This is a genomic window from Erwinia sp. S43 (assembly GCF_016624745.1).
GTDB classification, from domain to species: domain Bacteria; phylum Pseudomonadota; class Gammaproteobacteria; order Enterobacterales; family Enterobacteriaceae; genus Erwinia; species Erwinia coffeiphila.
Genome location: NZ_JACVTX010000003.1, coordinates 227,169 through 247,800 on the forward strand (window position 1 = coordinate 227,169; position 20,632 = coordinate 247,800).

Sequence of the window (20,632 nt, forward strand, 5' to 3'; positions counted from 1 at the left end):
ATGGTGGGGATGAGTACCAGGATGAATGTTATAGCATAAAAAAGGCTGGATGAATATCCAGCCTAGGAGCGCAGTCTACCGCGTGCCAGGGTGAGCTTTCCTTCTGCAATTCGCGCAACGTTTTGGCTCAAATGGCAGTGGGTAATGGCTATGGCTAACGCATCGGCCGCATCGGCCTGCGGGTTCGCGGGCAGTTTCAGCAGCGTGCGCACCATGTGCTGCACCTGGCTTTTTTCGGCACTGCCGATGCCGACCACGGTCTGCTTGACCTGGCGGGCGGCATATTCAAACACCGGCAGATCGTGATTCACCGCGGCGACAATAGCCACCCCGCGCGCCTGGCCCAGCTTCAACGCCGAGTCGGCATTTTTCGCCATAAACACCTGTTCAATGGCGAAATAGTCCGGCTGAAACTGAGTAATGATTTCACTCACACCCGCGTAAATCAGCTTCAGGCGCGGCGGCAGATCGGTGGAGCTGGTGCGAATACAGCCGCTGCCCAGATAGGTAATCTGCCGCCCAACCTGACGAACCACACCATAACCCGTAACGCGCGAACCGGGGTCGATACCCAGTATAACCGTCATATCGCGTTCTCCGGGTTGATGGTGTTTTTACGATAACTCACAGCATACAGGATGCAGTGAGAAATCATAAGGTCGCCGCAACCTCATCAGAGATTTCACCGTTATGGTAAACTTCCTGAACATCGTCGCAGTCTTCCAGCATGTCGATTAGACGCAGCAGCTTCGGTGCAGTTTCCGCATCCAGCTCGGCCTTGGTCGATGGGATCATGGTGACTTCCGCACCTTCCGATTTCAGGCCGGTGGCATCCAGCGCATCTTTAACCTGACCCAGTACTTCCCAGGCGGTGAAGACGTCAATCGCGCCGTCATCGTAGGTCACTACGTCGTCAGCACCGGCTTCCAGCGCCGCGTCCATTACCGCATCTTCTTCCAGACCCGGAGCGTAAGAGATCACCCCTTTCTTGGTGAACAGATAGGCTACGGAGCCATCGGTCCCCAGGTTACCGCCAGTTTTGGTGAAGGCGTGACGCACTTCTGAAACGGTACGGTTACGGTTATCACTCAGGCACTCAACCATCACCGCGCTGCCGCCAGGACCGTAACCTTCATAAATGATGGTTTCCATGTTGCTGTCGTCATCGCCGCCCACGCCGCGAGCAATCGCACGGTTCATGGTGTCGCGCGTCATGTTGTTTGCCAGCGCCTTATCCATCGCAGCACGCAGACGCGGGTTAGAGCCTGCATCACCGCCGCCCAGTTTGGCAGCCGTCACCAGCTCACGAATAATTTTGGTGAAGATTTTACCGCGTTTAGCATCCTGAGCAGCCTTGCGGTGCTTGGTATTCGCCCACTTACTATGTCCTGCCATTTTACTCGTGTCTCCAAATTAACACCGGACAGGCTATCTTGCTGGCGATTTTCTCCCCCGGCAGTGCTCGCAATGCTCACGTACATCAGTACGCTCCGCTTTCTGCGCGCTGGCGGTGAAGAAACTCGCTGCGCCGATAACGCCTGAACGTTTGGTTAAGTTCAAAATATAAAAAAAATTAGACTACAAATTCTTCAATTGCCTGGCGATTACTCCAGGACTTAGTGAGCGCAGCCGCTTCGGCCGCATCCAGCCAGCGAAAAGCCAGATGTTCGCTCAACACAATGTCTCTTTCCGTCGGCAGCGCCAGGGTAAACCAGTGTTCCCGGTTATGGGTGGTCCCCGGCGCGTAGCGGTGGCGAAAGTGCGCAAAGATTTCGAATTCTATATGACGCTGGCAATCCACTAATGTGAACTGCCCGGCGTTAATAACAATTCCCGTCTCTTCCCACACTTCCCGCCGCGCGGTGTCTGCCAGGCTTTCGCCCGAATCCTGGCTGCCGGTGACCGACTGCCAGAAATCCACATCATCGCGCCGCTGCAGCATCAGCACCCGTCCGGTGTCCTGCGCATAAATCACCACCAGCACCGAAACCGGATGCTTAAACGTCATTATTCGCTCTCAGCCGGTTTTTCTTTTTTCACCACGTCAATGCCCAACTCGGCGAGTGACGCCGGGTTAGCGAAGCTTGGCGCTTCGGTCATCAGACAGGCCGCTGCAGTGGTTTTCGGGAAGGCGATAACATCACGGATATTTTCGGTGCCGGTCAGCAGCATAGTCAGGCGATCGAGGCCGAAAGCCAGACCGGCATGCGGTGGCGTACCGAACTTCAGGGCGTCCAGCAGGAAGCCAAACTTCTCGCGCTGTTCCTGCTCGGTAATACCCAGAATGCCAAACACGGTCTGCTGCATCTGACCATTGTGGATACGCACGGAACCGCCGCCCACTTCGTAACCGTTGATCACCATATCGTAGGCGTTGGCGATGGCCGTTTCCGGTGCCGTTTTCAGCTCGTCCGGGGTCATCTCTTTCGGCGCGGTGAACGGGTGGTGCATCGCGCTCAGGCCGCCCTCGCCGTCCTCTTCGAACATTGGGAAGTCAATAACCCACAGCGGTTTCCACGCGGCTTCATCGGTAATGTTCAGGTCGCGGCCCAGCTTCAGGCGCAGCGCACCCAGCGCATCAGTGACCACTTTGGCACTGTCGGCACCGAAGAAGATCATATCGCCGTCGGCGGCCTGAGTACGATCCAGAATGGCTTCAACGATCTCAGCGGTCAGGAACTTAGCAACCGGGCTGGTAATACCTTCCAGACCTTTAGCACGTTCGTTGACCTTGAAGTAGGCCAGGCCTTTCGCGCCGTAGATTTCAATAAACTTGCCGTATTCATCAATCTGTTTGCGGCTCAGCTGAGCGCCGCCCGGCACGCGCAGTGCGGCAACGCGGCCTTTGGCATCGTTAGCCGGGCCGGAGAAGACTTTGAACTCCACGTCTTTCAGCAGGTCAGCAACGTCCACCAGCTCCATCGGGTTGCGCAGATCGGGCTTATCGGAACCGTAGCGACGCATCGCTTCCGCGAAGGTCATCTGCGGGAATTCACCCAAATCAACGGACTTCACGTCCTGCCACATATCACGAACCAGACGCTCCATGATCTCACGCACCTGCGGCGCGGTCATAAAGGAGGTTTCGACGTCGATCTGGGTAAATTCCGGCTGACGGTCAGCGCGCAGGTCTTCATCACGGAAGCATTTCACGATCTGATAGTAGCGGTCGAAACCGGACATCATCAGCAGCTGTTTAAACAGCTGCGGGGACTGCGGCAGCGCGTAGAATTTACCTTTATGCACGCGGCTCGGCACCAGATAGTCACGCGCGCCTTCCGGCGTGGCTTTGGTCAGCATCGGCGTTTCAATATCCAGGAAGCCGTGGTCGTCCATAAAGCGGCGAACGAAGCTGGTGATCTTCGCGCGGGTTTTCAGGCGGTTTGCCATATCCGGGCGGCGCAGATCCAGATAGCGATACTTCAGGCGCGCTTCTTCGCTGTTAGTCTGGTTGGAATCCAGCGGCAGCGGCTCAGAACGGTTGATGATGGTCAGATCGGTGGCGAAGACTTCGATCTCACCGGTAGCCATATCGCTGTTTTTGTTTTTTTCGTCACGCGCACGCACGGTGCCGGTGATCTGAATACAGAATTCATTACGCAGCTCGGAAGCCTGGCGGAACGCGTCCTGACGATCCGGGTCGAAGAACACCTGCACGATGCCTTCACGGTCACGCATATCAATAAAGATCAGGCTACCCAGATCGCGGCGGCGATTAACCCAACCGCACAGTGTCACCTGCTGCCCTACATGAGACAGGTTGATCTGTCCACAATACTTAGTACGCATAACGATATCCTTTTAACTTCACCGCTGCGGGCGCGGCATTTTAAAGAAAACCCGGCCCGGAGGGGGCTGCTGCCGCGAAAAATGGCGGCCATTATAATGGAAAACGGCGCACAGGATAAGTGCTGTCGAGAGGGCAAAGCGGCAGAAAATCGGCAAGATGCGTTCATCCCGGCTTTAGCGGTCAACAAAACAACGGTCACCGTGTTTAGACGAAGAATCTTCGTGCTGAAATATCGGCAGTCGCCTCAGTCGATGACATACACGTTAACAAATTCCCCCGCGCTCCCCACACAGTTATAGTCGCGTCACAGGGACATTGCTTTGTATTCTCTCTGGTTTCCCCCACTCTTCCGGAGAATTACGATGTTTAAACTTAACCCACAGACTACCGCGCTGGTACTTATCGATCTTCAGGAAGGCATTCTGCCCTTCGCCGGAGGCCCGCATACTGCCGGTAATGTGGTGAAAAAAGCCGCCGTGCTGGCTGAAAAGTTCCGCGTGCTGAACGCACCGGTCGTGCTGGTGCGCGTTGGCTGGTCGGCCGATTTTGCCGAAGCGCTGAAGCAGCCGGTGGATGCCGCTCACCCAGGCGGTGCGCTGCCGGAAAACTGGTGGACCTTCCCGTCTGAGCTGGGCGCACAGCCTGATGACATCCAGGTGACCAAACGCCAGTGGGGCGCATTCTACGGCACCGATCTTGAACTCCAGCTGCGTCGTCGCGGTATCGACACCATCGTGCTGGGCGGTATTTCCACCAATATCGGCGTGGAATCTACCGCGCGTAACGCCTGGGAGCTGGGCTTCAATCTGGTGATCGCTGAAGACATTTGTAGCGCAGGCAGCAGCGAGCAGCACCGCAGCAGCGTTGAGTGGATCTTCCCGCGCATCGCCCGTGTACGCCAGTCTGATGAAGTGATCGCCGCACTGTAAAAAAATCAAGACCGGAGGGACCCGGTCCTGCCAGATTTGCACTACGCCCGCCGCACCGCTACAGTCGCTCAATCAAAATGTAACAGGATTTATGATGACGCCGCTCTATCTTGGGCTGCCGCAGTGGCAGCATCCGCAGTGGAAAAAGCTGGGTATGTCTACGCTGGAAGATTACGCCCGCTATTTTAACTGCGTGGAGGGAAACACCACGCTGTACGCCCTGCCGCGCCCGGAGGTGGTTCAACGCTGGCGCGCAATGACCCATGATGATTTCCGCTTCTGTTTTAAGTTTCCCGCCACCATCAGCCATCAGGCGGCGCTCAGGCAGTGCGGTGACCTGACCGCGGAATTCTTTGCGCTGATGGAACCGCTGGCCGGCCGCCTGGGCCAGTACTGGCTACAGCTGCCCGCCGCCTTCTCGCCTGCCGATTTGCCCGCACTGTGGGCCTTCCTGGATTCGCTGCCTACGGAGTTTCATTACGGCGTTGAGGTGCGGCATGCGGAATTTTTTGCCAAAGGTGACGCTGAACGTGCGCTAAATCGGGGGCTGCATCAGCGCGGCGTCAACCGGGTGATTCTGGATACTCGTGCGGTGCATGCGGCGAAGCCTACAACCCCAGCTATCGTTGACGCACAGCGGAAAAAACCGAAGCTCCCGGTTCACGCGGTGATCACCGCCAGCGAGCCCATGATCCGCTTTATCGGCGGCGACAATCCGGAGGCGAATCTGCACGACTTCCGCGCCTGGCTTTCCCGCCTGCCCGAATGGTGCCAAACCACCCGTCCGTGGCTGTTTATTCACACTCCGGATATTGCCTTCGCCCCGGAACTGGTGCGCTATCTCTGGCCCGATCTACAAAAAGCGCTGCCGCAGCTGGGGGATGTCCCCGACTGGCCGCAGCAGGAAACGTTATTCTGAGCAATCGGATAGCGGACGAGAAGACAGTCTTAAGATTGCCCGCTATGATAGCCGCAAGATAATTCTTACATCATGGAGTGAGTCATGGTCAGCGCTCTCTACGTCGTTTTTGGCGCGTTGTTGATTATTAAATTTTCACTGGATGTGGTGCGATTGCGCAGGCAATACCGCATTTCGATTGGCGACGGCGGAGTCTCGGATTTACAGCTGGCTATTCGCATCCACGGTAATGCCGTTGAATATATTCCGCTGGCGACGCTGCTGCTGGTCGTGATGGAGATGAACGGCGCTGATATCTGGTTGATCCATCTGCTGGGGCTGTTTTTCTTCTTTGGCCGCCTGCTGCATGCCTGGGGACTACGCAGCCGTACGATGCTGTGGCGCCGCAACGGCATGATCCTGACCTTGCTGACTCTACTGGGGATGATTATCGTCAATCTGATCTTCCTGCCATGGGATCTGGTACTGACTCTGCATTAACGATTTAACACGCCGCTGGCAGAAAAGATGCAGCCCGCATCGCTTTCTGCCAGAATATGCGCTTTCCGTTAGCTTCCTCCGGACTTACCACTATGACTAACCGCGATACGCTGTTCTCAGCGCCCGTTGCCAAACTCGGCGACTGGACCTTTGACGAACGCGTTGCTGAAGTCTTTCCAGACATGATTCAGCGTTCCGTTCCCGGCTACTCCAACATTATTTCGATGATTGGCATGTTGGCCGAGCGATTTGTTCAGCCCGACTCCCACGTCTACGATCTGGGCTGCTCGCTGGGCGCTGCCACGCTGTCCGTACGGCGTAATATTCAGGTTCCCGGCTGCAAAATTATTGCCGTCGACAACTCCCCGGCGATGGTTGAGCGCTGCCGCCGCCATATCGATGCTTTCCGCGCCGATACGCCGGTTGAGGTGATTGAAGCCGATATCCGCCAGATCCCGTTAGAAAATGCCTCGCTGGTGGTGCTGAATTTCACCCTGCAGTTCCTGGCACCGGAAGAGCGCCAGCAGCTGTTAAACACTATTTATCAGGGGCTGAAACCCGGCGGCGCGCTGGTGCTGTCGGAGAAATTCAGCTTTGAAGATGCCGACGTCGGCGAACTGCTGTTCAACATGCATCACGACTTCAAACGCGCCAACGGCTACAGCGAACTGGAAATCAGCCAGAAGCGCAGCATGCTGGAAAACGTCATGCTGACCGACAGCGTGGAAACCCATAAGGCGCGCCTCCGTCAGGCCGGTTTCCAGCACGCCGAAGTCTGGTTCCAGTGCTTTAACTTTGGCTCGCTGGTCGCACTGAAGGCGGGTGATGCCTGATGGATTTCGGAAATTTTTATCAGCTTATCGCTAAAGGTCCGCTGGCACCGTGGCTGGAAACCCTGCCCGCGCAGATCGCCTCCTGGCAACGCGAGTCGCTGCACGGCCACTTTAAAAACTGGGATCGCTCGGTTGAGTATCTGCCATCGCTGACGCCGGAAACGCTGGATCTGTTGCACAGCGTCACCGCCGACAGCAGTCAGTTGACCGAGCGCCAGCGCGGTGGAATTGAAAAGCTGCTGCGCAATCTGATGCCGTGGCGCAAAGGCCCGTACTCGCTGTACGGCGTGAATATTGATACCGAATGGCGTTCGGACTGGAAGTGGGAGCGCGTATTGCCGCATATTTCCCCACTGGCCGGGCGCACGGTGCTCGATGTCGGCTGCGGCAGCGGCTACCACATGTGGCGCATGATTGGTGCTGGCGCGCATCTGGTGGTCGGCATCGACCCGATGCAGCTGTTCCTGTGCCAGTTCGAGGCGGTGCGCAAACTGCTTGGCGGCGATCAGCGCGCCCACCTGCTGCCGCTGGGGATTGAGCAGCTCCCCGAGCTTAAAGCGTTTGATACCGTGTTTTCGATGGGCGTGCTCTACCACCGCCGATCTCCACTCGATCATCTCTATCAGCTTAAAAACCAGCTGGTCAGCGGCGGCGAACTGGTGCTGGAAACACTGGTAATTGAAGGCGATGACCAGCAGGTTCTGGTTCCCGGTGAACGCTATGCTCAGATGCGTAACGTCTACTTCATTCCGACCACCGGCGCGTTGAAAAACTGGCTGGAAAAGTGCGGTTTTACTGACGTGCGGATTGCCGATTATTCGGTAACCAGCACTGACGAACAGCGCCGCACCAGCTGGATGACCAGCGAATCGCTGGCCGAGTTCCTCGACCCCAACGATCCCACCAAAACCGTTGAAGGCTATCCGGCTCCGCTGCGCGCGGTGCTGGTGGCGACTAAGCCCTGATTAGCGGTTAGCAGACAGGCCCTCGGGCCTGTCTCAGCACGCAGCATCGTTTCCGGCAATCCCTTCCCGCATTTACTCTGATCTGGCTCAATGCGAATGAGAACTTTCTCGGAAAGCACATTTTTCAATAACATTCTAATTGCCAAAACGTTACGGTAGTGGACAGAAACAATTTCATTCACCTGAACGGAGTATCTGGTATGAGTAAATTTGTTTTTTCTTCCCCGCGTAAATATATCCAGGGCGCAGGCATGATTACCCAGCTGGGTGAGAACCTCGCCGACCTCGGCAGCAGCGCGTTTATCGTCGCCGACAAGATTGTCTGGGGGCTGATTGGCAAGCAGGTTCGGGAATCCCTGACCGCCAGCCATGTGGAGTTTCACTATGAAGAGTTCAACGGTGAAGCCTCCAGCAACGAAATCACCCGTCTCGCCAAACTGGCGAAAAGCAGCGGCACCGCCGTGGTCGTCGGTCTTGGCGGTGGTAAAACCCTCGATACAGTGAAAGCCGTCGCTGATGAGTTGAAACAGCCCGTCGCCATTGTGCCCACCGTCGCCTCTACCGATGCCCCGTGCAGCGCGCTGTCGGTCATCTACTCCGACAGCGGCGTATTCGAAAGCTACCGTTTCTACAGTAAAAACCCGGATCTGGTGCTGATAGATACCCAGGTGTGCGCACGTGCGCCGGTACGCCTGTTCGCATCCGGTATTGCGGATGGTCTGGCCACCTGGGTTGAAGCTCAGGCAGTAAAACGCTCACACAGCAAATCCATGGTGAACGGCGACCCGACCATTGCCGGCCTGGCGATTGCGGAAGCCTGTGAGAAAACGCTGCTGACCTACGGCCTGAGCGCCTATGAAGCGGTAGCGAAACAGCTGGTGACGCCTGCCGTGGAAGCGGTGGTAGAAGCCAACACTCTGCTGTCCGGTCTGGGCTTTGAAAATGCGGGCCTGGCGGGGGCGCATGCCATTCACAACGGCTTCACCGCCGTTGACGGTGATATTCACCATCTGACGCACGGTGAAAAAGTCGCCTACGGCACGCTGACCCAGATGGTGCTGGAACAGCGCCCTGATGAAGAGATTGCGCGCTACGTGCGCTTCTATCGCGCCATTAAAATGCCGACGACGCTAAAAGAGCTGCATCTGGAAAATGCCAGCTGGGAAAGCCTGTTAAAAATCGGTGAACTGGCCAACAGCGACGGCGATACGCTGAAAAATCTTAACCCGAATCTGAGCGCCGAAGATATCGCCAACGCCATCCTGGCCGTTGATACGTTCAGCCAGTCGGTGAAATAATCCCGCCCGGGACCGGCCCTACGGCTGGTCCCAGTATTCATAACGGCTGGCGGCGGCAATATTGCGCCGGAACATGCCCACCGCCGACACTTCCATCTCCCGTGAATAGCTCAACGTGCAGTTTCCACGCTCGTCCCACAGCTGGCATTCGTCCTGCGTTGTCGTGGCGCTGAACGGGTTATATTCGCGGATATTGACCCCCAGCTCACGGCCCTGCTTATCATAATTCCACTGAATCGTGCTGCGCTCCGATCCTGAGGACAGCAGCTGGTTTTTATCATTCCAGCGATAGAAATATTCGCCGTTGCTGGTGTTGTCTGAGCCACGGGCAACGCTGCGGATCAGCCGATTGCGGCGGTCGTAATCGTTCACGGTCTCCGTGAAGCCCTCCTCCCCCTGCATAACAAACTGCTCGGATGCGCTGGTAATACTGCCGTTACGCCCGGCAAAATAGAGCGTGGTGCCCTGTTTATGGTGCAGTACCGCTTCGGCATCATCACGCAGTGCGAAAACGGTAATTTCGTAGCGCGCCTGCCAGCCAACGCTGACCCGTTCAATTTTCATGTCGAGCTTAAATCGGGTCTTGGCGTCCTGCTTGTCGTAGCTGATATCGGCCTGAGTCAGCACGCCGCAGCGATCAAACTTTCCCAGCATGCGCTTTTGCTGATCGACATCTTTACCGAACTCACCAACAATAAACTGCTTCATCGGCCCTTTTGCAGTACCGCCCAGCAGCAGCAGATTATTGTTATCGTTGATCTGCTGCTGATTAACCGCGCAGCGGGGAGGCTGAACTTTCGCTTTGTTTGTCGCCGCAGCGGCCGTTTGAATAACCAGTAAACCTGACATTAAGACCAGGACACAGCTCGTTTTCCTCGTTCTCATCACGACTCTCGCAACAGTCTGAAAATCCATAGGGATAAGTGTATAAGCAACCGCCTTATGTCGGCATTGCCATGATGCTTAAACGGCAAAAAAAACCCCAACAAATCATGCTGGGGTCTGGTACTTGCAAACATCACGTCAGGGTTCGGCGTGCTGCGCGGCAAAATCTTTTCTCATCAGGCGACTCGTATTGGTGAACCCAGAGTAATAACGCTTTTCATGGCTTCCACCACGTCCCCGTCAACCACGCTACGGCTAAACTCATCGTTTTCAGCCTCGGAACACATGGAGACTCCGGCCTTACGGTAGCGCATTGGAGATGAAATTCGCTGGCTTGCGGAGCTGTGCAATTCCGTAATACCCGCATCAATAAACTTCTGGAGATTGCTTAAGCGCACCCCCGCACCCGCCATAATTTTTGGACCGCGAGTAATACGAGTTAGTTCCCTTAATAACGGTAATCCACTTTCGGCACTCTGCTGCTGACCAGAAGTCAGTATCCTCGCCACACCCAAATCCGTTAGCTGTTCCAGCGCCATCAGCGGGCTGTGGCAGAGATCGAATGCCCTATGGAAGGTCACCTCCATGCCGGCGCATAAAGGCATTAATTGCAACATACGCGGCAGATCGATATGGCCATCCAGGTCTAAAAGGCCAACCACTACGCCGGGGAATCCCAGCTCACGAACAAAAGCGATATCCGACTTGATTTGCTCAAATTCGGTGACGCTGTAACAAAAATCCCCACTCCGCGGACGGACGATCGGATGAACCGGTATGGACACGTGCTCTCTGGCGGCCATCAGTGTTCCCGCAGACGGCGTTAATCCGCCTTCAGCAGGTGAGGCGCAAAGCTCAATTCGATCGGCACCGGCTTGCTCCGCCACCCGTGCGCAATCCACCCCATAGCAGCATACTTCCAGTTTTTGCATTCCATTCTCCTGTTAATTACTGCTGGCTGGTTGTTTATTCACAGACAGATCTCTAGTCTGATTAGTGATAAAAATGAGCACACCTTAACAACCCGTCAACCCGCTACAATAGCCAGCCTGCGAAATGTAAGCGCCACTCCTTCAACCATTTTATGACGTTTTGTGTCAGCCCTCTGGCACAAATTTGTCACACCTCGGCCCAACTCACACTTCATGTTAGTTAATGCTTATGAAACTCGAAGGTAGTCACATCGTTGAACGAAAAAGCTCACGACCTCTAAAACTTCTGCTGCCTTGTGTAGGTGCTCAAAGTGCTGAACCTTGGGGCCAGGCTTTGTATTGAACTTTGACACCAAGGACTGAAGTTGTTCATGCATACCTGCTAGCAGGTCATATAGTTTTGAAATGAACTGCAAGTATGCGCCATTTGCTGGCTCAAGCCGGCCATCATGAGCGTATCAACCATCATAAGAGATTGTCGGATCAAGCTCGGCACGATTTCCACGGTTGACACAGGGGTTTGGTAAATTGTAAAACATTAATACCAGTTATTTCTGGCACTTATCTACGCTTACAAAAAAAACAACAAAATCAGTATTTTCATGTAGTTAAGTAAAGCAAACAAATCAGCATCAGGGCTGATAAAACTGGAGCATTCACAACAGGGATGTTCAATTCATAAGCATAGTTGGTGAAAAAATGGATCTTTATGACTGGCTTTACGCGATAGGTGTGACTTTGTTAAGTATCTGTTGCATAGGAATTTATGCAAGATTTGATAGAGTTTTTTACAAGGGTAAATCGAAAAAGAGATAGCTATGAAAATTGGATACTTATTTCCTGCTGCTTGTGGGATTGCCGGGATAATTCTTCTTATTTGGTTTATAGCCAGCGGAGCCTGGATGCCTGGTGCTTAGTGAAAGACAGCCAAAGACTAAATTGAATTTCATTAAATATTTTTATAAATCCACTGTGCCATCAGGCTGATGTGGATGTATGATGCCATCTCAGCTTTTAGCTGATATGGACCCCTTATTTTTTTATTGTCAAATTTATGCCCGAGTAACGCGGGCTTTTTTGTAAAAAAATTGATTGAAATAATTGATGTTATCGATTTAATTTTTTCTTGCCAGATTATTACACATTTATTGATTTATACTATTCTTTAATTTGACGCCATGCGTCACTCTCCTCTAATTCCTTTGCTTTATTAGCCTTTTACTGCCCGTACTTATGCGGGCTTTTTTTTATGGAAATTAGTAGGCTCAGTTGAGAGTGAATCAAAGAACGCAGGGGGGGAGAATTCAAAGGGGAACTGAATGCTATCAAGGAGTTTATTGAAAATAATATGCATAAGCCCAGGTTCACGACAACTTATGCAAAAACATCTTAAGTTAATTCGCGACGTAGGAAAGTGGCCTGTACAACACGTCTCAGGCCAAGAAGATCAACGAGAAGTTGATGTGGTGGTAGTTGTGGAAGTACCGGTATTAGAACCATTACCACCGCTACCAGCAGCGCCAATAGCAATACCAGCCAGTGCAGCTACAGCACCAACACCGATCGCATCAGTAGCACCTTGTGAGAGTCCGAAAGCACCCTCACCAGCTGCCCCACCTTCTACCGGTGCAGCTTGCACACCAGCAGCAAGTGAAGACAGTACCAAAAATACTGCAATTTTTGCCTTCATGAATCTGCCTCTCAATTACTCAATACTTAAAGACCAAACATTCCATCCAGGAAAGTGCAAAGATAATTTAGCACATGAATTTTATATTTCAATGGTATTTTTTTGGATAGCACAACATTCGTATTTTTGGAGTTGGAATTGCGTTTTAATGTATCACGTCGCGACTAAACCACCTCTTCGTAAAAACCCATGATTTCATTAGTGTTATTGAAATGATTTTTTGCGGTTACTTCCAAACTTGCTTAACATTATCAACAGCCTTTGAAAACAAAAAACCAGAAACTCTTAATCAATAAAATTCTATAATTTCCAGTAAAGTCCAATTATCATCGAAACCTTTAGCTAAGAAAATGAATTATAAATTAATATTTTGCCAATAAACAATAGTTAATGCTCTACACAGTGACTTGATTTGGCTAGTTATGTTAGTAATTTATTTTCAGATATTTATGACCATTCGCGAGAAGGGTGAGTAATAAAGTTCGAACCAACATCACTAATCTTTCATTTAACCTTAAAAACTGGGCCCGACCTGCCCTATAAAATAGGTTAGTGCGAAAGTGGGCACCTGGCTCAGGAAGGATGATGTTTCTGAATGCGATGAGTATTCCGTAGTAGCGGCCCATGGTGCCCTCCCGTTAGATCTTGACTGTATATGAATACAGTGCTTATCAATCCGGGAGGGATCAACACTTACGACAAAGCGGAGAACTGGCTGACCATTTCCGTATCACTCAGCGCTTTGTCAAAAAACGCCAGTTTCGAAATAAAACCGCCCCAGTGCCCTGCAGGTGTGGGAGTCGAACCTGTCAGCCCCCGCCCAAGGAGTATGCGTTCAAAACCTTTTGTTGCAGATGAAATCAGGGTTTGTACCCGGTATTCATCACCGGTGCAGATAACTTTCACAACACCTGCTTTTACCGTAAGCATCAGCCCCCATGCCCTGTACTGGCCATAACCCGACCCTGTGATGCCAACAGCCCCACCACCACCAATATTATGTGTTGCCACAGGTGAGTACGGGTATCCGCCGTTACGCCAGCCCTGCCCCAGGCAGATATATTCGTTTGCCGTTTCGTTATACAGAGTGACAAGGTTGTTACCGCTCAGATCCCCGCGAGGAGACCCCGGCAAAATACCTGATATAAACAGTGAAAAGTCCTGCCTGCTGGCGATGGGAATATCAGGAAGCAGCGTATTACGGTCTGCTGAACGACTCTTCACAGCAACGGTAACCGGGCTTGTCGGCGCGACAAATGAACGCTCTGCCTGAGCAACAGCGGCCATCAGTGTGCGGCCTGTTCCCGGGTATGATGGTGTCATCGCATCACTATTGCTGCTGATAAATCCGATGCGGATATCACCGACAGCCGCTGATGGCGAATTGAGTGCCAGAGAGCAACGCCAGCTGCCGTCAAATCCGGGTTCAATATTAGCCGTTGCGACACCGCCCCCCATTTTCAGGAGTACGCCATTAGCTACATCAAAATTAGCATAGCAGTCAGCTCCACCTGCACTGACGGCGAGCTGAACGGTTGTTGCCGTCCCTGGTTTAATATAAACGCTGATGACATTAGCATCAGATGTCGTCAGCGTGGTTGTGGTATCCCGGATGAAGTGACCGGAAGACGCTGCGCTCTCTGTCAGGATGTACCAGTAACCGGCATTCAGGGCTGCATTAATCCCGGTTTTCGCCCATGCCGCCTGCGTGAAATCCAGAGGGGCTGTAAGATAGTTGATGCTGGCACGTTCTACCCGCATCCCCAGTTTTTTCAGCGTATGCGGGTGACGGTCAATAATGCCGACATTAGCAGAAGCCTCAGTCAGCACACCGCTTTCGTCAATAAAGTTAGCCGGTGTTGATCGCGCAGCATCCACGCGGGTCGTCAGGTCAGTGGTCCGGTTAACCTGCCCATTGAGAGTGTCGATGAAAAGACCATTAATGAAATCGGCATAAATAACCGCGTTTGCAGGCATTGGCGCGGAGGGTGTTGGCAGGGATGATATATCACCTTTAAAGGTCTGGTTCGAAATAAGTGTAATGGCCATAAATTAAAACCCCGGGTTGCGTCCGTAAGTAACGTTATTTTGAATGCCGGTCAGGTCCACCGGCTTAATGGATGTTCCGATATACTGATTTTCAGCTATATCAATTTTATTCAGCGCACCTGGCCCACTGATTGCCGGAGCGGCATTCTTTGAACGCAATTTATTTCCGCCGATCGAAGCGTCGGCAATGTCCCCGTCCACCCTGATATTTCCGCCATTTCTGAGCGCGCGGTTTCCGGTGATATCGAGGTCTGTCCATGCCCCCGATGCAACAGCAATCGCATGACCGGTATTTTCTTTCATCGTATTGTCGGCAATATTCATGTCAGGGATCGTATAGTCTGATTTCGCTTCCAGATTGACGCCGTTACCTGCATTTCCTGATATATGGTTACCAGTGAATGAGTATCCTCCTGCCGTCATGGTACGAAGCGCTGAATAGTTTATACCGTGACTTCCGTTTCGTAGTATCTGGCAGTTTGCAATAATCCCGTCGTTACCCGGCTGAGGTCGCCCGTCATTAACCGTCAGCGTTCCTGATGACATCAGTACGCCCTCATTGAGATTGTCGTTTATCTGGCAGCCTGTCAGCGTCAGCCCGCCAATTCCGCAATCTCCGAACCCCATGCCGTTCCCTGTCATGATGCTCTCAGAGACAATAATCTGGCGTGACTGATACTGCGCAGCGTCATCGTGCTGTTGTTCGAAGAAAATGCCGAAATTCTTGTTTCTCCTGTTGATTGTCCGGCTGATGATGAGTGGTTCGTTCTGAAGGACGCCGGTACCAATGCCGATACCCGATGAACCCGCACGGCCCAGCGTAGCCAGTCGCCCGCAGTTTTCGGTCACCAGGTCGAGGATGAATGAGCCGTCCGGGAAGTCGATGCCAACTCCTGTGGCGGAGGTGTCATGCACATAGCCACGCAGCCACAGGCAGTGCCTGAAATACTGGATGTAGTATCCTTTGATGGCATGGCTGTAAACACTGTGTTCTGAACCGTCTATCTCCACGTCTATGAAATGCGCATTCTCAATATAGCTTTTGTCTCCCCAGGGTTTTGTGAAGCCTCCCGCCTTATTTATGGGCAGAAAGCGCGCACCTGAATGCGGCATGATGATGGTGACATTGCTTTTCGGCACCAGGTCTTTGTGGAGGCGATACACTCCTCTGGGGAAATAAATGGACCCACCACCCGGAAGGGATGAGACAAAGTTAATTGCGGCCTGCGCTGCTGGCTGACAGTCAACAAGGCCATTATTATCAATGGCAAAATCTGTTACAGCGTTGTAGGCATGGCGTGATCGGTACATGCGGTCAACACGCTTACGCGTGTCCTGAACATATTTCTGCAGAGTCTCGTTACCCATACCTGGCAGATGGTAGCCACCAGCGTCGTCCATAAACCCCATGAGCCCGTTTTGAGCATCATTTAGCGAAAGTATTGCCGGTGCATCATTACCGTTAATCACTTTTTTTACGTTATCAACATCACCCTTCAGTGACTGCACTGGCTTATTATCAAAACCGGGAAGAAAGAACTGACCGGCTGAGTCCATAAACGCAACTAAATTTTCCTGCTCTTTGTCATACCACTCGTACAGATTACCGCTGCCGTTCTGAGAGAAGTATTTCTCGAAGATTTGATAATACGCGCTGACGATATCCAGACTTTCCTGCGAGGGCATCTTGCGCCCCGTTGGTTTTAACGTACCGCCATCGTTGATGTACTCAAGCGCCAGCGCTGTATCGTCCGGGCTTCTGACAAATGTGGTTGAACCTGCAGGGATACTGGCGATATCCGCCTGCGCAGCCGCCAGCGTCATATACTGACGGCTGAGAGGGATAAGATTCTGACGGGTATTTTCGACTATCCGATCATTCTCTTTCTGAATACCCGCCTGGGTTTTTCTCACTCGCCCTTTTCGATCTGCATACGTCTCGGCATCTGACGTATTAAATTCATCTAACTTTCCGGCATTGAACTTTAGATCAGCAGGTGATTCGCTTGGAACCGGGTTATTAGTCGGGATGGTCGCCATAATTATTCCAATAAAAAACCCGGCGCGGTGGCCGGGTTGTTGGTAGATGAAAGCTGTTAGGGATAAATCAGATCGCTGTACTCGGACAGCGTGAAAGCGGTCGTTCCGTCTCTGTTTGGCTTCTTCTCATCGACACGCCACAGAGTGGCGTCCATTTCCTCCTGAGTGGCGATGACATAGCGCGACGGCGACTGAACCTCGTATCCGTCCCAGATATTCAGTGCGATGGCCGGCAGAGCCGCGGTGAAGCCGAAACGCGTATCCGCCCGAGACGTTACCGGGTAGCGCGCTGAAGTCCTTCCCAGGCTGTCGGTGACCGTGACAAACATCGCGCCGGCGAAGTCGATAGCCTCGCTGGTATCGAAGTTATTGCCGGTGCGCTTCACGATGTATCCGGACTGCTGATTGACGTCGTACGTGTCCGGCACCTGCACAACATCACCGACAGAAACATACTGCCCGTCGGCCAGAGTGGTGCAGGTCATCTTCCCGCGGGAGTAGACGAGCCGGTTCACTTCCAGCAGCGCCCTGTCGCGCGCCTGGTACTCATTACGGCAGCCAAGCAGCTTAATCTTCAGCGGCGAATCAGCGGCCTGCTCAGTAATGCCGGTAGCGGTGATCCGGTAGCGGATATACGTCTTTTTGTTCGTTACCGGGCTGACATACTCAATTTCCACGCCGTCATAGCCGCCGGGCATGGTCATTTCGTACGTGATTTTGTACTCGTCTGAGGTCATGTTCGATCGGTTGAATGTCGTGGCCGGATAAAGCACGCGCTCATCGCGCACGAACGACAACACGCCATCTTCCCAGAACGCGATGATTCTGGCCGCATCACAGATGCTCTGCGCCCTGCTGCCCAGCGAAAGATCCTCGTCGTCAAAGGTGTAATCGAAATAACCCAGGCGCTGATCCGGAAGGCTGGCGGCTATTTCATAAAGTCCGTAAAGATCGATAGTGCCGGGTGACTCTTTGCCGATCACCAGCCACTCGTGCGCCAGCGCATCGGCAAACGAGCGGGACGGTCGCAGCGTGTAATCAACCTGCCGCGTGTCCATGTTGTAGCTGATGGTGTGACGTGTGATCAGCGCGTTGTATTTGCGTTCGCGAACGCCGGTAGCCTGCTCTGTCGCCCGGATAGTGACGCGCACCAGGGTATCGTCCGGATGAACCTCATTGGTTCTGATGCGTACAGAGTGGACCTCAGACAGCTGCAGCACGCTTGTGTCGTTGCTGTTGTTCGTGCGGACAATCTGCACCGCATAGCGGCCATAACCCGCTACCGGCGTTATTTTGTCGGTGCGGTACAACGTGTCGCTGCCGCCGCTGCTGTTCGACAGGCCGCCGCTGAAGGTCTGAACGGTGCCGGGTATCTGGTTATTGTCATCGTCAATTTTCCAGATGGTGCCGGTATAGTTCGCCCAGTTGTCATTGCCGAGCTGGGCCTGAAAATGCACCCACAACTGATCGCCCTCGAGCGGCGCGAAGAACGGGCCGATAACCAGCGGCTGGTTGTCGTTCAGAACAAATTTCGTGGTGTTGATCGTCGCATCAGCCGGGATATCCTGCGCATCTCCACCGCTGAGCGCGTCGAAATAGAAGGTGTAATAGCGCTCCGGATCCACAAACTCGCCGTCGTCGGTCAGCGTCGCGTTGAACAGGTTAGCATTCAGCGTCACATCCCTCGTCACGCTGCCGCTGGCCGTGTTGTAGGTCACGTTGAGGAAGAACGTCACCGCATGCGGGAATGCCAAGCTGTAGAAGTAATCGAATTCGTCCTGTTTGAGGATCCGCATCGCAATCTCACCACCAGCCAGCTCGCCGGAGATAACGGTCGTAGCGGTGGCGGTGTAAGCCGGAAAATCCTCGCTCTCATTCGGTCCGGGAAGCTCCTGCCCGTCCACGTCGTCGAACTCGAACCCCTCGTAAATAACCGGTATCACCTGGCCCGGCTGAAACACCTGGTAGCTGGCACCGGCCAGCGAACCGAGGTTCGACTCGGAGTAGCGCACGCTGTCCACGGTGTAACGCCCGATCCCGAAATTCATCCATTCGGTGACGTATTTCACGTTGTCGATAAACTCGAACATCGATTCCTGAATCAGGTCCGGGTACGAACGCACCTGGCCGTAAACGTCTGGCCGCGCCTGGTACGTGCGCGCCACGTTAGTCTGTCCGGTCAGCTTATTGTTCGGGCTTTCCTTCGCGTTGTTATCAGCGACCGAAAACGATGACTTCGGCGCGAGAAAGGAGAAGATTTTGGAGATGACCTTAAACACCGGGCTGAGCACTTTCCCGATCACGCCCTTTGGCTGATCGAACACCTGCACCCGATCGCTATCTACCAGCGCAAATCCCACCTCATCGTCCAGCTCCAGTTCGCGGCCATTCACCACGACCACCACATCCGCGTGAATGTCGGCACTCAGCAGCCAGTCGGCCAGCTCGGTACCGGCGGGAACGTCGATCCGCTCCTTCGGTGTGCCAGGTACCCGCTGCAGTTCAATTACCGGCATAAATCATGTACTCCAGTTTCGTGAAAACCTTCTCGACAGCGGAAAGACGATCGCTGCGCACTGCGCCATTTTCACCGCGGCTGTGCAGCGCCCTACCATCGATGATTAAACCGACGTGCGCCTGCTGATTGCCGTCGTAGCCGATGAATATGCCGCCCTCCTGCGGCGCCGGTACCGGCTGCCAGAACACCACCTCATCAGCGAAACAACTGATAAATTCGCTGGCCGCTTCGTAGCCCGGCGAGTGGTGAATCTCCACACCGGCCACATGCCGGTAGTACAGCACCACCAGCCCCCAGCAGTCGCACGCCTGCAATGAGCACGCCCGGTTAGCCCAGGGCACACCGATCATCGACCGGGCGAAGTCACTACCCGTTAACCAATCCGGGCCATTCAGCTGGGTCATAGAGAAGCCCTACGTTTTTGTTGAGAGGGTTGGTCATCGACAGAGACACGTTCACATCAGACTCATCAAGATTGCAGTCACTCACGTAAAGCACCCACGATTTCAGCAGCGTCACCTGATCCGCGTCGTACAGCGCAAACGTGGCGGTTATCGGCATGATGCGGGAATAGCCGCGCCACGCTTTGAGCTTCTGCTTAAAGTCGCTGGCCAGCCGACTAAATTTCAGGGTGCTGTCGATTACGGGGGTATTGCTCTGCTGGCTTTCCGTCAGCTCGAACCGACATGGCTCGAACGTGGTGCCGCCCAGTTGCTTGGCGAAAATCTGGTTATTGACCAGGCGCACATACCCGAACGTTGAGTGATGAAAGGTGATGGTTTCGTACTGAATGCGATTGGGCCTCTGCGCTCTGATTTCGCGCAGTGTTGGCATTATGCCTCCGGGATTATTTCGGTAATGACTTCGTCCAGAATGCTGCCCCACGGTGGCGGCAGCTCGATCATCAGGTCGCCGTAGTCGTCGTCGGCGTTCGGCAACTGCCGGCAGATAACGTCACCGGACCAGGTGTACACCGAGCCGCTCTGGCTCCACGCCGGATACGCGGTGAAATGCAGCTCCAGCACCTCAATCCCGGCGTCTCCCGTTCCGGTACCAACTCGCATCGTGAACCACTGGTTGCCGTTGTCGAGATAGTCCGGGCGGCGCAGCCACTGCATGAACACCCGGTGCTGGTACTCGGTGAAAATCCACGTCAGGGAGAACGAGGTTTTCAGATCGTCGGTCAGCTTCTGAAAGATTGGCGCGCCGACCTGCGGCTGATCGGTGCGAAATCCGGTGTCCGTCTTCGGGTTTTTGTTGGACTTCTGCGCCAGCGGCAGCCAGTCGGGGTATGGAATAGCCAT

General features: G+C 53.6%; 20 protein-coding genes. 7 read left to right on the top strand and 13 right to left on the bottom strand.

The window, feature by feature from the left end:
* Positions 1–62 precede the first annotated feature (62 nt).
* From ruvC to aspS, 4 genes are all read right to left on the bottom strand, one after another.
* The gene (gene ruvC / locus IBT47_RS05240; protein WP_105594262.1) at positions 63–587 is read right to left on the bottom strand and encodes a crossover junction endodeoxyribonuclease RuvC; all 525 of its coding nucleotides are present in this window, start codon (positions 585–587) and stop codon (positions 63–65) included.
* A gap of 64 nt (positions 588–651) precedes the next feature.
* The gene (locus IBT47_RS05245; RefSeq protein WP_105594263.1) at positions 652–1,395 is read right to left on the bottom strand and encodes a YebC/PmpR family DNA-binding transcriptional regulator; all 744 of its coding nucleotides are present in this window, start codon (positions 1,393–1,395) and stop codon (positions 652–654) included.
* A gap of 178 nt (positions 1,396–1,573) precedes the next feature.
* Positions 1,574–2,008, bottom strand: a complete 435-nt coding sequence (gene nudB, locus IBT47_RS05250) for a dihydroneopterin triphosphate diphosphatase (protein WP_200559667.1) — start codon at positions 2,006–2,008, stop codon at positions 1,574–1,576.
* Positions 2,008–3,789, bottom strand: coding sequence for an aspartate--tRNA ligase (aspS, locus tag IBT47_RS05255; RefSeq protein WP_200559668.1), 1,782 nt, complete (start codon positions 3,787–3,789; stop codon positions 2,008–2,010). The genes nudB and aspS overlap by 1 nt, the downstream gene beginning before the upstream one ends.
* A gap of 363 nt (positions 3,790–4,152) precedes the next feature.
* Between aspS and IBT47_RS05260 the strand changes: the two genes are divergently transcribed.
* From IBT47_RS05260 to IBT47_RS05285, 6 genes are all read left to right on the top strand, one after another.
* On the top strand, positions 4,153–4,719 hold the full coding sequence (locus tag IBT47_RS05260; RefSeq protein ID WP_200559669.1) for a hydrolase: 567 nt from the start codon (positions 4,153–4,155) through the stop codon (positions 4,717–4,719).
* A gap of 94 nt (positions 4,720–4,813) precedes the next feature.
* On the top strand, positions 4,814–5,638 hold the full coding sequence (locus tag IBT47_RS05265; RefSeq protein WP_105594268.1) for a DUF72 domain-containing protein: 825 nt from the start codon (positions 4,814–4,816) through the stop codon (positions 5,636–5,638).
* 84 nt (positions 5,639–5,722) lie between these two features.
* On the top strand, positions 5,723–6,118 hold the full coding sequence (locus IBT47_RS05270) for an MAPEG family protein (protein WP_200559670.1): 396 nt from the start codon (positions 5,723–5,725) through the stop codon (positions 6,116–6,118).
* A gap of 92 nt (positions 6,119–6,210) precedes the next feature.
* Positions 6,211–6,951, top strand: a complete 741-nt coding sequence (gene cmoA / locus IBT47_RS05275) for a carboxy-S-adenosyl-L-methionine synthase CmoA (protein WP_200544037.1) — start codon at positions 6,211–6,213, stop codon at positions 6,949–6,951.
* A complete protein-coding gene (gene cmoB, locus IBT47_RS05280; protein ID WP_200559671.1) occupies positions 6,951–7,916 on the top strand; it encodes a tRNA 5-methoxyuridine(34)/uridine 5-oxyacetic acid(34) synthase CmoB in 966 nt (321 codons plus the stop codon). Before cmoA ends, cmoB begins: the two co-directional genes overlap by 1 nt.
* Positions 7,917–8,116: 200 nt before the next feature.
* Positions 8,117–9,214: a glycerol dehydrogenase gene (locus IBT47_RS05285; RefSeq protein ID WP_200544041.1), complete on the top strand. Its 1,098-nt coding sequence runs from the start codon at positions 8,117–8,119 to the stop codon at positions 9,212–9,214.
* A gap of 18 nt (positions 9,215–9,232) precedes the next feature.
* Here IBT47_RS05285 and IBT47_RS05290 read toward each other — a convergent pair whose 3' ends face one another.
* Together IBT47_RS05290 and cutC are read right to left on the bottom strand one after the other, a co-directional pair.
* On the bottom strand, positions 9,233–10,063 hold the full coding sequence (locus tag IBT47_RS05290; RefSeq protein ID WP_200559672.1) for a hypothetical protein: 831 nt from the start codon (positions 10,061–10,063) through the stop codon (positions 9,233–9,235).
* 212 nt (positions 10,064–10,275) lie between these two features.
* Entirely contained in the window at positions 10,276–11,031 is a 756-nt protein-coding gene (gene cutC, locus IBT47_RS05295; protein ID WP_200559673.1) for a copper homeostasis protein CutC, read from the bottom strand.
* Positions 11,032–11,849: 818 nt separating this feature from the next.
* Between cutC and IBT47_RS05300 the strand changes: the two genes are divergently transcribed.
* The gene (locus IBT47_RS05300) at positions 11,850–11,948 is read left to right on the top strand and encodes a YoaK family small membrane protein (protein WP_146114171.1); all 99 of its coding nucleotides are present in this window, start codon (positions 11,850–11,852) and stop codon (positions 11,946–11,948) included.
* Between the two features lie 530 nt (positions 11,949–12,478).
* Here IBT47_RS05300 and yjbE read toward each other — a convergent pair.
* From yjbE to IBT47_RS05335, 7 genes are all read right to left on the bottom strand, one after another.
* Positions 12,479–12,721 (bottom strand): exopolysaccharide production protein YjbE, encoded by a 243-nt coding sequence (gene yjbE, locus IBT47_RS05305; RefSeq protein WP_105594275.1) that lies wholly within the window; start codon positions 12,719–12,721, stop codon positions 12,479–12,481.
* A gap of 693 nt (positions 12,722–13,414) precedes the next feature.
* Entirely contained in the window at positions 13,415–14,770 is a 1,356-nt protein-coding gene (locus tag IBT47_RS05310; protein ID WP_200559674.1) for a hypothetical protein, read from the bottom strand.
* A 3-nt stretch (positions 14,771–14,773) separates the two neighbouring features.
* Entirely contained in the window at positions 14,774–16,810 is a 2,037-nt protein-coding gene (locus IBT47_RS05315) for a right-handed parallel beta-helix repeat-containing protein (protein ID WP_200559675.1), read from the bottom strand.
* Between the two features lie 56 nt (positions 16,811–16,866).
* Complete coding sequence (locus tag IBT47_RS05320; protein WP_200559676.1) at positions 16,867–19,326, bottom strand: host specificity factor TipJ family phage tail protein; 2,460 nt, start codon at positions 19,324–19,326, stop codon at positions 16,867–16,869.
* Positions 19,313–19,732 carry an NlpC/P60 family protein gene (locus IBT47_RS05325; protein ID WP_234471710.1) on the bottom strand — a complete coding sequence of 140 codons (420 nt, stop codon included), beginning with the start codon at positions 19,730–19,732 and terminating at the stop codon, positions 19,313–19,315. Before IBT47_RS05325 ends, IBT47_RS05320 begins: the two co-directional genes overlap by 14 nt.
* Positions 19,695–20,162, bottom strand: coding sequence for a hypothetical protein (locus tag IBT47_RS05330; RefSeq protein WP_200559677.1), 468 nt, complete (start codon positions 20,160–20,162; stop codon positions 19,695–19,697). Before IBT47_RS05330 ends, IBT47_RS05325 begins: the two co-directional genes overlap by 38 nt.
* The gene (locus IBT47_RS05335; protein ID WP_200559678.1) at positions 20,162–20,632 is read right to left on the bottom strand and encodes a hypothetical protein; all 471 of its coding nucleotides are present in this window, start codon (positions 20,630–20,632) and stop codon (positions 20,162–20,164) included. The genes IBT47_RS05330 and IBT47_RS05335 overlap by 1 nt, the downstream gene beginning before the upstream one ends.

Bases quoted from the DNA above. Each gene is read 5' to 3' on its own strand.
- IBT47_RS05320 (WP_200559676.1), bottom strand. From the start codon at position 19,326: ATGCCGGTAATTGAACTGCAGCGGGTACCTGGCACACCGAAGGAGCGG.
- IBT47_RS05265 (WP_105594268.1), top strand. From the start codon at position 4,814: ATGACGCCGCTCTATCTTGGGCTGCCGCAGTGGCAGCATCCGCAGTGG.
- yjbE (WP_105594275.1), bottom strand. From the start codon at position 12,721: ATGAAGGCAAAAATTGCAGTATTTTTGGTACTGTCTTCACTTGCTGCT.
- IBT47_RS05300 (WP_146114171.1), top strand. From the start codon at position 11,850: ATGAAAATTGGATACTTATTTCCTGCTGCTTGTGGGATTGCCGGGATA.
- cmoA (WP_200544037.1), top strand. From the start codon at position 6,211: ATGACTAACCGCGATACGCTGTTCTCAGCGCCCGTTGCCAAACTCGGC.
- IBT47_RS05330 (WP_200559677.1), bottom strand. From the start codon at position 20,162: ATGCCAACACTGCGCGAAATCAGAGCGCAGAGGCCCAATCGCATTCAG.
- IBT47_RS05335 (WP_200559678.1), bottom strand. From the start codon at position 20,632: ATGGCTATTCCATACCCCGACTGGCTGCCGCTGGCGCAGAAGTCCAAC.
- ruvC (WP_105594262.1), bottom strand. From the start codon at position 587: ATGACGGTTATACTGGGTATCGACCCCGGTTCGCGCGTTACGGGTTAT.
- IBT47_RS05315 (WP_200559675.1), bottom strand. From the start codon at position 16,810: ATGGCGACCATCCCGACTAATAACCCGGTTCCAAGCGAATCACCTGCT.
- cmoB (WP_200559671.1), top strand. From the start codon at position 6,951: ATGGATTTCGGAAATTTTTATCAGCTTATCGCTAAAGGTCCGCTGGCA.
- nudB (WP_200559667.1), bottom strand. From the start codon at position 2,008: ATGACGTTTAAGCATCCGGTTTCGGTGCTGGTGGTGATTTATGCGCAG.
- IBT47_RS05325 (WP_234471710.1), bottom strand. From the start codon at position 19,732: ATGACCCAGCTGAATGGCCCGGATTGGTTAACGGGTAGTGACTTCGCC.
- aspS (WP_200559668.1), bottom strand. From the start codon at position 3,789: ATGCGTACTAAGTATTGTGGACAGATCAACCTGTCTCATGTAGGGCAG.
- IBT47_RS05260 (WP_200559669.1), top strand. From the start codon at position 4,153: ATGTTTAAACTTAACCCACAGACTACCGCGCTGGTACTTATCGATCTT.
- IBT47_RS05310 (WP_200559674.1), bottom strand. From the start codon at position 14,770: ATGGCCATTACACTTATTTCGAACCAGACCTTTAAAGGTGATATATCA.
- IBT47_RS05245 (WP_105594263.1), bottom strand. From the start codon at position 1,395: ATGGCAGGACATAGTAAGTGGGCGAATACCAAGCACCGCAAGGCTGCT.
- IBT47_RS05270 (WP_200559670.1), top strand. From the start codon at position 5,723: ATGGTCAGCGCTCTCTACGTCGTTTTTGGCGCGTTGTTGATTATTAAA.
- cutC (WP_200559673.1), bottom strand. From the start codon at position 11,031: ATGCAAAAACTGGAAGTATGCTGCTATGGGGTGGATTGCGCACGGGTG.
- IBT47_RS05290 (WP_200559672.1), bottom strand. From the start codon at position 10,063: ATGTCAGGTTTACTGGTTATTCAAACGGCCGCTGCGGCGACAAACAAA.
- IBT47_RS05285 (WP_200544041.1), top strand. From the start codon at position 8,117: ATGAGTAAATTTGTTTTTTCTTCCCCGCGTAAATATATCCAGGGCGCA.